Genomic DNA, 13,748 nt, shown 5'->3' with positions numbered 1-13,748 from the left:
GTCCATCGACGTGTATTACATCAAACATACACAAGATTGCGAGGCCAGGCCGATGGGCAAGAAGAAGCACAAGAAGAAGCAGAAAAAGGCCAGGCTGGACGAGCAGCCCGGCACGTCCTCCGGATCCTCGTCCCTGCACCGGATCGGTCAGGCACTGCTCGACCAGGCACGCAGTCCGGCCGGGCGGCAATTGCTCGCCACCGGGCTGATCGTCGCGGCCTCGGCGCTGGCGCGAGAAACCACGCGGCGGCCGAACGACGGCGCGGCCCCGTCCCCAGAGCCAGCCAGTCCCGAAACGCCCCCACCGCAACAGGAAGGCGGAACCACCAAATCGGGCATATCCGAGGTCGTCGCCTTTGCTGGCATGGCGCTATCGGCGCTGGATCAATTCATCCATCGCCCGCCATCCGACAACAAAGGCTGAAACCGCTTTTCGGGGCGGGACGGGTCCGTGGGGCCTCTCCCGTCTTCTGCCTGATACCATGGTCATCGGGTTCAGCCCCTCGCCTTCGACTTCGCCCAGGCGGCACGGAGCGGGCAAGGGGTCTGGATATCCTAACCCGTTTCGCCTGGGCAAAGTCGAAGGCCGCGATATTGCCCATCCCCGGACGATGATCGAAAATGTCGCTCGACATGGGCGGCAAAACGGGGGGAGCGAAGCGATCGCTCAACCCCCGGCACCGACGCGCGATGCCGGTTTTCCCGGCGGCTTCCACTCCTGCTTATAACTATCGTTGAAGCGCGACGATGGTACAGCCTAGGCCGATGCACGGCGGAAGCAAGACAAAAAAAGGGCCGGTCTTGCGACCAGCCCATGAAAGTTTTTAGGAGAGGATGCCTGAAAGGCCCGCTCTCTATGCCGAGGCCGTACGATTTACACAAATGCAACCTCATTAATTTTGGTTGCATATTTTGCATCTGCCTATCTGTGTGCTTGGCAGCGTGCCCGCCAAGGCGATTTGCGGGTCCCGTTCTGCAATATAGGTGGACCACAATCCGTATGTTCCCCCTGTTTATATTCTGCCGCCTAGGTTTATCCCGTTCGATCTCCGGACGATTTTAGGCCGCTGATCGATGCCGGGCATCAACATCGGTCAAATATAAAATCGGTCATAAACCATCTAAATTCGGTCCGATGCTGCACAGAAAGGTTGACCTCCCGTGATTGACGGCTAGGTCACGGGGAAACAACAGGAGCGTATCATGGCCGACGACCCTATCGATGTGAATGCCGTAGAACTGGCAACTGAGCTGACCATTGCGTGGTTGGGCAATCCCAATACCCGCACCTCGTCGGAAGAGGTTCCGGCGTTCCTCCACAAGATGCACGAGACCGTGTCTTCGCTTCTGGGCAGCACGCCACAGGCGAGCGACGTCGAAGCGCCGACCGAATATGTTCCGGCCGTCTCGGTTCGCAAGTCGCTGGCGTCGAAGGATCACATCGTTTCGATGATTGACGGCAAGCCCTACAAGACGCTGCGCCGTCACCTGGCCACCCATGGCCTGACGCCGGAGGAATATCGTGAGCGTTACGGCCTGAAGCCCGACTATCCGATGGTCGCCGAGAGCTATTCGGAAAGCCGCCGTGCGATGGCCAAGAAGATCGGCCTGGGCCGCAAGCCCGGCCCGCGCAACGCCACGGCTACCCCCGCCCCGCGCAAGACGCGCAAGGGCGAGGCCGCCGACGGCGAGTAATCGCGTCGCGATCGACCGATCGCAAGACCCGTCCGACGTCCTCGCTCTTCTCCCGGAGCAAGGCCATCGGACGGGTTTTGTTTTGTACGAAGCTAGGGTTTGCGGCCAATCCGTTCGAAGCGGTAAGGAGCTTGGCAAGCGCGGCAAAGCCGGCTCCCAAAAGGCGGATGGCCCCAATGATGGCAACGAGCGATATTTTTCAACGCTGGGTTGAATTTCGCCCCTCATGCGTCTATATCGCTAAGCAACATGGCCGCCCCCTCTGTTGCCTCTGGCATCAAGGGACGGCCTTCTTCATATAAGGGGCTGATGCTTGCCCCCTATACCAAACCTCATCTCAGTTTTGGCGATCAGCTTACGCTTCTCCGCGAGCGAGGTTTGGACGTTACCGATGCCGCCAAGGCCGAGCATCATCTTCAGCGAATAGGCTATGGGCGCCTTGCCCCCTATTGGGAACCGTTCCAGCAGCGCATCCCCAACCCGGCCGACGCTACCAAAACGATACGGCTTGATGCTTTCCAGACTGGTTCCGAGTTTCGCCACGCGGTCGATCTGTACCTATTCGACAAGCGGCTTCGCCTGCTTTTCCTCGACGTCATCGAGCGGATCGAAGTCGCCTTGCGTGTGGACCTTGCCCATGCCCTGGGGCGGCGCGATCCATGGGCGCATCGCTTCCCCGTCCATCTGGACACCCATCGAGCGAACGAGGTCATGCCAACCGGCCAGCCCGGGACGCGTCATCAAAGCTGGTTGACCAAGGTCGATCAGGCCGCCACCCGGTCGCGCGAAGCCTGGGTCGTGGAGTTCCGCGCAACCTATAGTTCGCCGCTACCGATCTGGATGGCGGTCGAAACCTGGGATTTCGGCACCTTGTCCTGGCTTCTCGAAATGGCCCATCCGCAAGATCGCGCCACCATTGCCCGGCGCTACGCATTGCTGCCTAACGTCTTGGTCAGCTGGATCAGGACGTTGGCGCTGATCCGTAATATTTCGGCCCACCACGCCCGGTTATGGAATGCCGGCATCGTCCACCAGCCGAAGGTGCCTCAGGGTCCGGAAACCGCTGCCGTGCACCATATTGGCGGGGATATTGCACGGCGAACCCGAGTCTATGGCGCGACGGTCATAGCCCACTATCTCGCCCGGCGAATCGCGGCCGGGACATCCTGGGGTTCGCGCATGAAGGAGCATTGGCTGGACTTTCCCGTCATGCCTCATGCCAACCCCGCTCAGGCGGGCTTTTTGCCGGGATGGGACCGGGAAGCGATCTGGGACTGAAGAACCCTAGGTCGAAATGCTCGCCCCCTATTGCCCGAACACACCCTTGCGATAGAGCAGCGTAATCGCCACGCGGCGGTTGCGCGGGTCGGCTGGATTGCCCGCGATCATCGGTTCGCGGTCGGCCACGCCCTCGATCCGCTCGAACCGTGATTCGGGCAGGCCACCGGCGGCCAGGCGACGGCGGGTCGCCTCGGCGCGGCTGGAGGAGAGCAGCCAGTTGTTCATCGCGCGCGGATCGCCGTAAGGCACGCTGTCGGTGTGGCCGCGGATCATGATCGTGTTGGGCACATCGGCGACCGTCTTGGCGATGGTGCCGATCAGATCGGACGCCGCCGGGGTCAGGTTCGTGGTGCCGGTCGCGAACATCGAATAATCGGCATTGTCGACCAGGTCGATGCGCAGGCCGTCATCGGTCGGGATGAATCGCACCTGCTGCGCCAGTTTGCGGAGCTGGGGCGTGACCTGCATCTTCTTCAACAGTTCGCGCTTGATCGCGTCGAACGTCTTCTTGTCCTGCACGACGGCATTGGGATTGCGCAGCGAGCCCTTGTCGCCGGTCCCGGCCTTTTCGCCGCCGCCCTCCATCACCTTGGGAATGATGACCTGAAGGCGGCCGCTGGCGGCCGTCTGCTGCTGGCGGCCTGCGCCGGGTCCACCGTTCAGCACGCCGCCGCCGATGCCTGTCGACTTGGTGTCGATCAGCGTCGGCGCGAAATAGTCGGCGATGCCCTTGCGCTGCTTCTCGGTGGTCGCGCCCAGCAGCCAGAGCAGCAGGAAGAACGCCATCATCGCCGTCACGAAGTCGGCATAGGCCACTTTCCACGCACCGCCATGATGCCCGCCATGGCCATCGGCGATGATCTTCTTGACGATGACGATCTTGGGCGGCTCGTTCTTGCCATGCGGTGCGCGGGCCATGGCTTACTTGCCCCGCAGGCCGTCGAACACCTCGGCGAAGCCGGGCTGGTCCTTGTGCTTGATACCCGAGCGGGCCGCCTCGATGACCAAAGGCTGGGGATGGCCGTGGAGCGAGGCGATGATGATCTGCTTGACCACGTGATAGATGGCGGCGTCGGCATCGATCACCTGCTTCAGGCGCCCCGCGAACGGGTTGACGATGCCATAGGCCAAGAGCACGCCCATGAAGGTGCCGACCAGCGCCGAGCCGATCATGCCGCCCAGCACGCTCGGCGGCTTGTCGATCGAGCCCATGGTCTTCACGATGCCGAGCACGGCCGCGACGATGCCGAGCGCGGGCAGCGAGTCGGCCAGGCTCTGCAGCGTGCCCTGTGGCCCCTCGACCTCGTGGTGATGGGTCTTGATCGCATTGTCCATGACCTCCTCGACCGCATGGACGTCGAGCGTTCCCGACGACACGACGACCAGGCGCAACGTGTCGGCGATCAGGTTGACAAGCGTATGGTCGGCGACCAGGCGGGGATATTCGGCGAAGACCGAGGAGGACTTGGGGTCCTCGACATGCGGCTCCAGCGCGATCGGGCCTTCGGTGCGCAGCATCTTCATCAGCTTGGACACGAGGAAGATGACGTCGAGATAGTCCTGCTTCTTGTATTTCGGACCCTTGAAGATCTTGCCCATCGCGCCGCCCAGCGCCTTCAGCTCGGCGCCGCTATTGCCGATGACCAGCGCACCGACGGCCGCGCCGCCGATGATGAGCATTTCGTGGGGGATCGCCTCGAACACGGGGCCGAGCTTGCCGCCGGTGATGGCGAACCCGCCGAACACCATGCCGAGCAGGATGACTAGGCCGATGGCAGGAAACATGGTGAACCGATTCTCCCGAAGACCGGCCGCAGCGCCCGTCAGATCACCGGCCTAGCCTGGTAAGGTCAAAATACAGTTACCGGGCCGATGCCCGGCCGCGATCATTTCAGATAATCGAACAGCGACAGGCTGGTCAGCTTGGTGAAGCTGGCCTGGGTCGCCTGAAGCACGGTCATCGTCTGTTGCAACTGCGTGATGGTCGTGACCGGATCGGCATCCTCGATACTGGAGCGCAACTGCGCCCGGTCGGTGCTGGCGGCCCGTTGCAGCCCCTGCTGCAACTCGACCCGCGCCTCGCGCGCGCCGACCGAGGCCTGCACGGTCGCGACATTGTCGTTGGCCGCCTTCAGCTTGTCCATCGCGTCCTTGATCGTCGCGCTGGCATCGCCACCCGACTTGAGCGCGGTGACGAGCGTGTTGAGGACGTTCAGCGTGTCGTCGTTCGCGCCCGCCTTGAACACGCGGTCGGCGCCGACCGAGACGTCGACGCTCTGGCCATCGGCGATCGGGATGTCGGACACATTGGCCTGCGAATAGGCGTAGCGGCCATTGACCATCGTCACCGCATCGGTGCCCGCCGCCGCACCGAACAGGGGCAGGCCGCGCGAGTCCTTGGAATTGGCAAGGCCCAGCAGCGCGTCGCGGATCGAGGCGATCTGGTCGCCCACGCTCGACCGATTGGCCGCGTTCAGGGTGCCGTTCGCCGCCTGGGTGGTCAGCTCCAACGCCTTCTGCACCTGGTTGCCGATCTGGCCCAGCGTCGTATCGGCCTGTTGCAGCAACGAGCCCGCCAGCGTCAGATTGGTCTTGTACACCGCATCGTCGGCGTCGCGGCGATCAAACTCGGCAACCTGGGCGGCGGCGGCGGCGTCGTCCGACGGGTTGATCAGCTTCTTGCCGGTCGAGATCTGGACCTGCAACGCATTCGCCTTGCCGGTCAGCTCGGTCATCCGCCGCGAGGCGGTGTCGTAGAAGACGCTGGTGGAAATCTGCATGACCGTTACCGCAGCTCGAGAATGGATTGGAAGGTTTCGCGTGCCGCCTGGATCACCCGGCTGGTCGCCGAATAGGCCTGCTGGAAACGCATCAGCGTCACCGCTTCCGAGTCGAGCGTGACACCCGAGGCCGCCGACAGCGTGGCCTTGGCCCCGTCGCTGATCGCGGACTGCGCATCGGCGACGGTCTGGCGCTGTTTCAGCGTGGTCGCGTTGTCGGTGACGATCTGGGTCAGCTTGCCTTCGAACCCGACCGACCCGCGCACGCTTTCCAGCGCGGCCAGATTGTCGGCGTTGCGCGAGCCCTGATTGCCCTTCGCCGCCGCGATCTTCGATCCGTCGGTCAGCAACAGGCTCATCTGCGCGGTGCCCGCCGTCAGGCCGAACATCGCCGTGCCGGTCGCGCCGGTCAGGTCCTGGCCGCCGGCCTGGAGGCCGTTCACCGTCTCGACGAAATTCTTGGCCACCTGGTTGAAGGCGCCGCGTGTCGCGTTGATCCGTTCGGCCCCGTCCAGCATCCCCGCCATCGCGCCGCCGCTGGGCACGAAGTCGCTGATCTGCCCCTGCAAGGCGACATGGAAGGACACGCCGCCATCGGCGCCGCGCTGATAGGTGACGGACCCGGTGGAGTCGGTCGCCGCCAGGATCGGACCCGCCCGGTCGCCGAGCCGCACCGTCGCGCGGCCGAGTTCGTCGGTCGTGCTGGTGATGTCGGACAGCGCGCTCATCTTGGTCAGGATCTGGTCGCGCTGGTCGGTCAGCTGCGCCGCGGCCGCCGTGCCCGGCTGGGTCCGGCCAAGCCCTTCGTTGACGCGGACCAGCGAGGTGGCCAGCGAGGACAGATCGTGTGCCGCCTGCCGCGCCTGACCGTCGAAATCGGCGTTGATCTGGTCGAAGGCCGAGTCGGTCGCGCTGAACGCCGTCGCGGTCGAACGCGCGGTCTCCAGCATGGTGGCGCGCAGCGCGGTCGAGGTCGGCTCGGCCGACAGGGTGCGCGCGGCGGTGAAAAAGGCGGTGAGGCGCGTCTGGACCTGATCGCCGGTCATCGTGCCTTCGATCCGGTTCAGCCAGGTCACGCCCGTCGTGGTGCGCGACAGGTCGGCGGTGGCCGAGCGGACCGCGGCGCTGGCATAGACGTCGGTGGCGCGCGCAATGCCCAGCACCATGACGCCCGAGCCCGCCGAGACCTTGTTCGCCGCGAGGCCCGCGGCGGGCGAGATCTCCTGCATCGTGACCGACCGGCGCGAATAGCCGTCCGTTCCGACATTGGCGATATTCTCACCAACGGCGGTCAGCGCGGTCTGATATGCGCGGACGCCCGAAGCGCCGATAGAGAGCAGGTCGCTCATGGTTACTGCGGTACGTTATGTCTGGTTAACGACAGGTTGAGATTTCGCGAGGAATGCGGTCACGGCCTTGCCTATGCCCAGCGGGGCCTGGGTGGCCATCGTCTGGGCGATCTGCTGGTCCTGCATGTCCCGGAACGTGTCCAGCGCCTTGGAGTCGAACATGGTTTCGCTCAGCTTGGTCTGGCGCATCGCCTTCAGCATCATGCCGGTGAAGATCGCCTCGAACTGGGTGCCCGCCTTGTCCAGATTGGCGCCGGTCGACAGGCGGCGGGTGTCGGTGGACACCGTGCCCGCGATCGCGGAGGCCGCCGTCGCGGGCGAAGTGGGTGCGATGCTCTGGGTCACAGGACGATCAACTCCGCCTTGAGCGCGCCGGCTTCCTTCAGCGCTTCGAGAATGGCGACCAGGTCGGACGGGGCCGCGCCGATCGCGTTCACCGCCTTCACGATATCGGCCAGCTTGGGACCGGGGGCCAGGACGAACATCGGGCGACGCTCCTCCTCGACCGAGACACCGGACTTCTGCGTCACCGCCGTCTGGCCGCCGCTCAAGGGGCCGGGCTGGCTGACGCGCTGCTGCTCGTCGATCTTCACGGTCAGCTTGCCGTGCGTCACCGCCGCCGGGCCGACCCGGACCGCCGAATTGATGACGACGGTGCCGGTGCGGGCGTTGACGATGACCTTGGCGGGCGGCTCGGCCGAGGTGACGTTCAGATTCTCGATCTCGGACATCAGCGTGGCGCGGACATCGGCCCCCATCGGCGCGCGGACCGCGACCGAGACGGCGTCCATCGCCTGCGCGGTGCCCATGCCCAGGCGCGCATTGATCGCCTGGGCGACATTCTGCGCGGTGGTGAAGTCGGCACGCGCCAGGTTGAAGGTCAGGCCGGGCGCGGTGTCGAAGCCGGTGGCGACCGCGCGCTCGACCGTCGCCCCTTCGGGAATGCGACCGACCGAGGGGATGTTGACCACGATCTTCGATCCGTCGGCCCCTTCGGCACCCAGACCGCCGACCGCCAGATTCCCTTGCGCCATCGCATAGATCTGGCCGTCCGCGCCCTGGAGCGGGGTCATGATCAGGCTGCCGCCGCGAAGCGACTTGGCCTTGCCCATCGAGGCGACGGTGATGTCCAGCTTCTGCCCCGGCTTGGCGAAGGGCGGCAGTTCGGCCGTGACCATCACCACCGCGGCATTCTTCATGCCCGGATTGGCATTGGGCGGCAGTTGCAGCCCGAAGCGCGAGACCACGGCCTTCAGCGACTGGACGGTATATTCCAGATTGTCGTCACCCGTGCCCGGCAGACCGACGACGACGCCGTATCCGGTCAGCTGGTTGGTACGGATGCCCTGGAACCCGCCCAGGTCCTTGATCCGGTCGGCCGAGGCCGGCCCTGCGATCGCGAAGGTGGCGAGGAGCGCGAGGAGGAAGCGGAGGATCATGTGCTGGTGCCTCAGAACGGGCTGACGGCCTGGAAGAAGCGGCTCAGCCAGCCCTGGCGGCTGGCGCGGGCGACGTCGCCCTTGCCGGTATAGGCGATCTGCGCATCGGCGACGCGGGTCGACTCGACACGATTGTCGATGCCGACATCGGCCATGCGGACCAGCCCCTTGATCTGGATGAACTCGTCGCCGCGGTTCAGCGTCACGCGCTTCTGCCCCTGAACCAGCATCGTGCCGTTCGGGAACACCTGGGCGACGGTCACGCTGATCTCGCCGGACAGCGAGTTGGACTGGTCGGCCGCACCCGATCCGTTGAAGTTGCGGCTGCCGCTCATGCCGATATCAGTCGACTTGAGCAGCCGCCCCAGCGGCCCGGTGGTCGGCGGGGCCAGGCCCAGATCGCCCTTCGAGCCGAGCTTGGAATTGGCCGACTTGGACGCCGCCGTCCGCTCGACGAGGATGATGGTCAGCGGATCGCCGACCTTGCGCGCGCGCCACCCTTCGTAGAGCGCGGCATAGCCGTCCGACACCTGGAAGATGCCGCCATTGGGCTGGGCGGGCTGCGCCACCGGCTGCATCGGCATCGGCGCGGGGCGCACGGTCGTGAAGTCCTCGACGGGCTTCTTGCGGCCGAACAGGCTGGCATGGGCGGGCGCGGGGATCAGCGCGACGACGACCATGGTGCCCGCCGCCGCCGACAGCGCCAGCTCGGTCCAATAGTCGAAACGCAGGGTGGGAAAGCGGATGGTCATCATCACAGATTCTGGTTCGCGTACTGGAGCATCTCGTCGGTCGACTTGATCATCTTCGAGTTGACCTCATAGGCGCGCTGGGTCTCGATCATGTCGACCAGCTCCTCGACGACGTTGACGTTCGAGCCTTCGAGCATGCCCTGACGGATCTGGCCGCGCCCTTCGAGGCCCGCGACACCCATGTTCGCGACGCCCGAGGCGGCGGTCTCGGTCAGGTAATTGTCGCCCTTGGACTGGAGCCCAGCCGAATTGGGGAAGCTGGCGATCTGGATCTGGCCGATCTGGGCCGGTGCGGTCTGGCCCGGCAGGGTCGCCGAGACGGTGCCGTCGGTGCCGATCGTGATCTGGGTCGTGCCTTCGGGGATCGTGATGCCCGGCATCACCTGATACCCCTCGGCCGTGACCAGCAGCCCTTCGGCCGAGCGCGAGAAATTGCCCGCGCGGGTATAGCCGAGCGTGCCGCCAGGCATCTGCACCTGGAAGAAGCCGTCACCGTCCAGCGCCAGGTCGAGGCTGTTGTTGGTGGTCTGCATCGACCCTTGCGTGTTGATGCGCGCGGTGCCCTGGATCCGCACGCCGGTGCCCAGGTTCAGGCCGGTCGCATATTTGCTCTCGGTCGAGCTGGCGGCGCCGGGCGCGGTGATCGTCTGATAGGCCAGCGTCTCGAACGCGGCGCGATCGCGCTTGAACCCGGTCGTGTTGACGTTGGCCAGGTTGTTCGAGATGACCCGCATGCGCATATCCTGGGCATCGAGCCCGGTGCGTGCGACGTGCAAAGCGGCGGAAGACATGTCTCTTTAATCCTCAGCTCGGCAGACGCATCAGCGATGCGCTGTTCTCATCCAACGACTTGGCCTCTTTCATGAGGTTGGCCTGCACCTCGTAGCTGCGCTGGTTCTCGATCATGTCGACCAGCGTCTGGGTCATGTTGACGTTCGACCCTTCCAGCGCGCCCGACTGGACGGTGGCGTCCATGTCCTGCGGCATCGCGCCGCCGCCCTTGACGCGCAGCAGGTTGTCCAGACCCTTCACGGTCTGCGTGCCGCGCGTATCGGCCAGCTTGATGCGGTCGATCACCTGGGGCTGGGTATCCGGCCCGGCGCCCAGCGGGATGATCGACAGCGTGCCGTCGGGGGCGACGGTCATCGCATTGTACGGCGGCACCGTGACCGGGCCGTTCTGGCCGATCACCGGATAGCCGTCGCCGGTCTGCAGCACGCCCGAGGCCGTGACCTCCAGGTCGCCGCGACGGGTATAGGCTTCCGAACCGTCGGGGGCCTGCACCGCCAGCCACGCGCTCGACGTCGCGATCGCGATGTCCAGTGCGTTGCCGGTGTGCTGGATCGTGCCCGGCGCGCGGTCTGCGTCGGTCACTTCCTCGGCGGTGGGCATCCGCGCCTCGAACGCCGCGCCGCCGCCCTTCAGGTCGATGCGGTCGAACACGACGCGGTCGGCGCGGAACCCGATCGTCGAGGCATTGGCCATGTTGTTGGCGATCGCGGTCTGCGCCGCCATATGCGCCCGCATGCCCGTCGATGCCGTATAGACCAGCTTGTCCATCGCGGTTCCCCGTTAGCCCCCGGCGTTCGCTTAGCTGCGGATGTTGAAGATGGTCTGCGAGATCTGGCTCGACGTATCGAGCGCCTTCGCATTCGCCTGGAAATTGCGCTGTGCGGCGATCAGCTGGACCAGTTCCTCGGTGATGTCGACGTTCGACCCCTCGATGGTGCTCGACCGGATCGCGCCGAAAGCCCCTTCATTGGCGGTGCCGAACTTGGCCTCGCCCGACTTGCCGGTCGCTTCCCAATAGCTGTTCCCCTCCTGGCGCAGGCCCGGCATGTTGACGAAGGTCGCCACCGCCACCTTGCCCAGATTGGCGGTCTCGCCGTTCGTGAAGGACGCCGTGACCAGGCCGTTCTCGCTGACCGACACGCCCGACAACAGGCCGACCGCCTTGCCGTCCTGGGTGCGCGAGGCGACCGAGAAGATCGAACCCGACTGCGACGAGCCGGTATAGTCGATCGTCAGCGGCTGTGCGTTGATCGAGGTGCGCGGGGTGTAGTTGTCGAACTTGGTCGGCCCCAGGGGCGACTTCAGGTTGCCGCCCGAGTCGAAGGTCATCTCGACCGGACCGGTCGAGCCGCTGCGCGTCATCTGCTGGTCGTTGACATAGCTGTAGACCAGCCACGTGCTGCTGCCGTCGGCGGGCTGGATCGGCTTGTTGTTGGCATCCAGCGGCAACGGCTTGCGGACATAATAGTTGGTCAGCGTCATGGCGTTGCCCGACGTGTCGTAGATCTTGGTCTGGGTCGTGTTGTTGTACGTGCCCATGTTGGTCCGGTCGAACGCCGCCGTCGGCGCGACCGCGGTGCTCGACAGGTTGATGTCCAGCGTGACGTTCTTGGTCGACACCGGCGTGCCGCTGGTCGGCGGCAGCTGCAGGCTGGTCAGGCCGTCATTGCCGAACGAGGTGACGTTGCCGTCCTTGTCGACCGGGAACACCTGCATCCGGTTGCCCTGGGTGTCGGTGACATAGTTGTTGGTGTCGACCTGGAACGAGCCGTTGCGGGTATATTGCAGCGTGCCGATCGTGCCGCCCGACTGCACCGTGAAGAAGCCGTCGCCCGAGATGGCGAGGTCCAGCGCGTTCGACGTGCTGGTGTAATTGCCTTCCTTGAACTCCTGCCGGTTGGCCTTGACCACCGTGCCGGAGCCGACCTGCTTGAACGGGTCGGTCGAGAAATTGGCCGCCATCACGTCGGCGAATTCGGCACGGCTCTTCTTGAAGCCGTTGGTGCCGACGTTCGCGAGATTGTGCGAGATGACCGACATGTCGGTCTGCGAAGCCTGAAGGCCGCTGAGCGAGGTGTAGAAGGACATGGGCTATCTTCCTGGTGCGTAAGGGGGGATCAGCCGACCGAGCGGACGGCGGAAAGCTGGACCTGGCCGAGACCGGCGACGGTCAGGACGGGGGCGCCGGTGCTGGGCATCGAGACCGACTGGACCGGCGCCCAGACGAGCGAGCGGCTGCCGACGGTGGTGTTGCCGTTCGACGCCGAGACCGAGATGGTGAAGGGACCCGAACCGGCTTCCTTGCCGTCAGGGGTCTTGCCGTCCCAGTCATAGCCGACGGTGCCGCCCTTCTGGGTGCCGAGCGACATCTGCTTGACGACCGCGCCCTGCGCGTCCGAAATCGTGACCGACACGTCCGACGCCGCGCCGTCCAGCTCGACCTGGCCCGCCAGCCCGCCGCTGGCGCGGCCATAGGCGGTGGTGCCCTGGGTCAGCACGGTCTTGCCGACATAGTTCATCGCGTCCGACGGGGTCGTCGCGTTCAGCTTGGTCGCGATCGAGGCCAGGGTGGTGTTCATCTCGGAGATGCCCGCCACGCTGGAGAATTGCGCCATCTGGGCGACCATCTGGGTGTTGTCCATCGGCGCGAACGGGTCCTGGTTCTTCAACTGCGCGGTCAGCAGCTGCAGGAAATCGCCCTGGCCCAGCGTCGTGGCCGATTTCTTGGCCGGGGTCGTGGTCGTCGTGGTGGTTGCCCCGGCACGCTTGATGCCCAGGCTGTCCAGCGTCGACGTCATCGCGGTGGAGGTCATGATCAGCGGCCCAGCTTGAGGGTGTCGAGGATCAGCGACTTGGCGGTCTGCATCACTTCGACATTGTTCTGATAGGTGCGCGAGGTCTCCATCATGTCGACCAGCTCGCGGGTTTCGTCGACCGCCGCCTCGAAGACGTTGCCGTCCTTGTCGGCCAGCGGGTTGTTGGGATCGTGGCGCTTGGTGGGATCTTCGCCCGCCTTCACGATCTTTTCGACATCGACGGTGGACAGGCCGGTCGCGGCGTCGAAGCTGGTGCGGAACACCGGCTTCAGCGTCTTGTACGCGGTGTCGGCCGACCCGGCGATACCGCCGGCATTGGCCAGGTTCGACGCGGTGGTGTTCATCCGCACCAGCTGCGCCGACATGGCGCGACCGGCGACCTGGAAGATGGAAAGCGGTCCGTTCGGCATCGCTTATTCGCCCTTCAGCGCACGGGTGATGGTGGAGATGCGACCGTTCAGGAACGACAGCGTCGTCTGATACTGGACGGCGTTCTCGGCGAAGGCGGTCTGTTCCTGGTTGAGTTCGACGGTGTTGCCGTCGAGCGAGGTCTGGATCGGCACGCGGTACTTCATCGCATCCGCGATGCCCCGATCCTGCCCGCCCTCGACCGAGGCGAGCGCCGCCTTGAAATCGATGTCGCGTGCCTTGAAACCCGGGGTCGAGGCGTTGGCGATGTTCGACGCCAGCACACCCATGCGCCGCGCCCGCACTTCCAGTGCGGCACCGTGTACTCCGAAAAGCGTTTCTGCGGCCATCGTTCAACCTCCTTTCCCACGCGGGACTTCGCGATGGCCGGACCCTCGCAATGACCGTGCCAAGTGCCTGACCAGAGGGGTATCGG

16 protein-coding genes are annotated in these 13,748 nt (G+C 65.1%); 3 read left to right on the top strand and 13 right to left on the bottom strand.

What is annotated here, in order from left to right; all coding sequences use genetic code 11:
• Positions 1-52: 52 nt before the first annotated feature.
• The 3 genes from BSZ14_RS11515 (at position 53) to BSZ14_RS11505 (ending at position 2,973) form a co-directional block, all read left to right on the top strand.
• Positions 53-424, top strand: a complete 372-nt coding sequence (locus BSZ14_RS11515; protein WP_076711028.1) for a hypothetical protein — start codon at positions 53-55, stop codon at positions 422-424.
• Positions 425-1,203: 779 nt separating this feature from the next.
• Positions 1,204-1,695 carry a MucR family transcriptional regulator gene (locus BSZ14_RS11510; protein ID WP_076711027.1) on the top strand — a complete coding sequence of 164 codons (492 nt, stop codon included), beginning with the start codon at positions 1,204-1,206 and terminating at the stop codon, positions 1,693-1,695.
• A gap of 309 nt (positions 1,696-2,004) precedes the next feature.
• Positions 2,005-2,973 carry an Abi family protein gene (locus BSZ14_RS11505; protein ID WP_076711026.1) on the top strand — a complete coding sequence of 323 codons (969 nt, stop codon included), beginning with the start codon at positions 2,005-2,007 and terminating at the stop codon, positions 2,971-2,973.
• Positions 2,974-3,000: 27 nt separating this feature from the next.
• Here the strand turns inward: BSZ14_RS11505 and BSZ14_RS11500 are convergent, their stop codons facing one another.
• The 13 genes from BSZ14_RS11500 to BSZ14_RS11440 all read right to left on the bottom strand — a co-directional run bounded on the left by BSZ14_RS11500 (position 3,001) and on the right by BSZ14_RS11440 (position 13,662).
• Positions 3,001-3,894: a flagellar motor protein MotB gene (locus tag BSZ14_RS11500; protein WP_042487294.1), complete on the bottom strand. Its 894-nt coding sequence runs from the start codon at positions 3,892-3,894 to the stop codon at positions 3,001-3,003.
• 3 nt (positions 3,895-3,897) lie between these two features.
• Positions 3,898-4,761, bottom strand: coding sequence for a flagellar motor stator protein MotA (gene motA, locus BSZ14_RS11495; RefSeq protein WP_042487297.1), 864 nt, complete (start codon positions 4,759-4,761; stop codon positions 3,898-3,900).
• A 101-nt stretch (positions 4,762-4,862) separates the two neighbouring features.
• Positions 4,863-5,756, bottom strand: a complete 894-nt coding sequence (locus BSZ14_RS11490; RefSeq protein ID WP_042487300.1) for a flagellin N-terminal helical domain-containing protein — start codon at positions 5,754-5,756, stop codon at positions 4,863-4,865.
• A 5-nt stretch (positions 5,757-5,761) separates the two neighbouring features.
• On the bottom strand, positions 5,762-7,105 hold the full coding sequence (gene flgK, locus BSZ14_RS11485; protein ID WP_076711025.1) for a flagellar hook-associated protein FlgK: 1,344 nt from the start codon (positions 7,103-7,105) through the stop codon (positions 5,762-5,764).
• Between the two features lie 15 nt (positions 7,106-7,120).
• The gene (locus BSZ14_RS19325; protein ID WP_083748219.1) at positions 7,121-7,450 is read right to left on the bottom strand and encodes a rod-binding protein; all 330 of its coding nucleotides are present in this window, start codon (positions 7,448-7,450) and stop codon (positions 7,121-7,123) included.
• The gene (locus tag BSZ14_RS11475; RefSeq protein ID WP_042487306.1) at positions 7,447-8,544 is read right to left on the bottom strand and encodes a flagellar basal body P-ring protein FlgI; all 1,098 of its coding nucleotides are present in this window, start codon (positions 8,542-8,544) and stop codon (positions 7,447-7,449) included. Before BSZ14_RS11475 ends, BSZ14_RS19325 begins: the two co-directional genes overlap by 4 nt.
• An 11-nt stretch (positions 8,545-8,555) precedes the next feature.
• Positions 8,556-9,224: a flagellar basal body L-ring protein FlgH gene (locus tag BSZ14_RS11470; RefSeq protein ID WP_042487378.1), complete on the bottom strand. Its 669-nt coding sequence runs from the start codon at positions 9,222-9,224 to the stop codon at positions 8,556-8,558.
• Positions 9,225-9,298: 74 nt separating this feature from the next.
• Complete coding sequence (gene flgG / locus BSZ14_RS11465) at positions 9,299-10,087, bottom strand: flagellar basal-body rod protein FlgG (protein ID WP_042487309.1); 789 nt, start codon at positions 10,085-10,087, stop codon at positions 9,299-9,301.
• Between the two features lie 13 nt (positions 10,088-10,100).
• Complete coding sequence (locus BSZ14_RS11460) at positions 10,101-10,856, bottom strand: flagellar basal body rod protein FlgF (RefSeq protein ID WP_076711024.1); 756 nt, start codon at positions 10,854-10,856, stop codon at positions 10,101-10,103.
• 30 nt (positions 10,857-10,886) lie between these two features.
• Positions 10,887-12,176, bottom strand: coding sequence for a flagellar hook protein FlgE (locus tag BSZ14_RS11455; protein WP_076711023.1), 1,290 nt, complete (start codon positions 12,174-12,176; stop codon positions 10,887-10,889).
• Between the two features lie 29 nt (positions 12,177-12,205).
• Positions 12,206-12,901: a flagellar hook assembly protein FlgD gene (locus BSZ14_RS11450; RefSeq protein WP_076711022.1), complete on the bottom strand. Its 696-nt coding sequence runs from the start codon at positions 12,899-12,901 to the stop codon at positions 12,206-12,208.
• A 2-nt stretch (positions 12,902-12,903) separates the two neighbouring features.
• The gene (gene flgC / locus BSZ14_RS11445) at positions 12,904-13,314 is read right to left on the bottom strand and encodes a flagellar basal body rod protein FlgC (protein WP_076711021.1); all 411 of its coding nucleotides are present in this window, start codon (positions 13,312-13,314) and stop codon (positions 12,904-12,906) included.
• A 3-nt stretch (positions 13,315-13,317) separates the two neighbouring features.
• Positions 13,318-13,662, bottom strand: coding sequence for a flagellar basal body rod protein FlgB (locus BSZ14_RS11440; RefSeq protein ID WP_076711020.1), 345 nt, complete (start codon positions 13,660-13,662; stop codon positions 13,318-13,320).
• Between the last annotated feature and the right edge of the window lie 86 nt (positions 13,663-13,748).

The sequence above is a fragment of the Sphingomonas sp. Sph1(2015) genome, assembly GCF_001970915.1.
GTDB classification, from domain to species: Bacteria; Pseudomonadota; Alphaproteobacteria; order Sphingomonadales; family Sphingomonadaceae; genus Sphingomonas; species Sphingomonas parapaucimobilis.
Note: the sequence above shows the minus strand (reverse complement) of the source record. Positions and strands in the feature narration are given on the sequence as shown.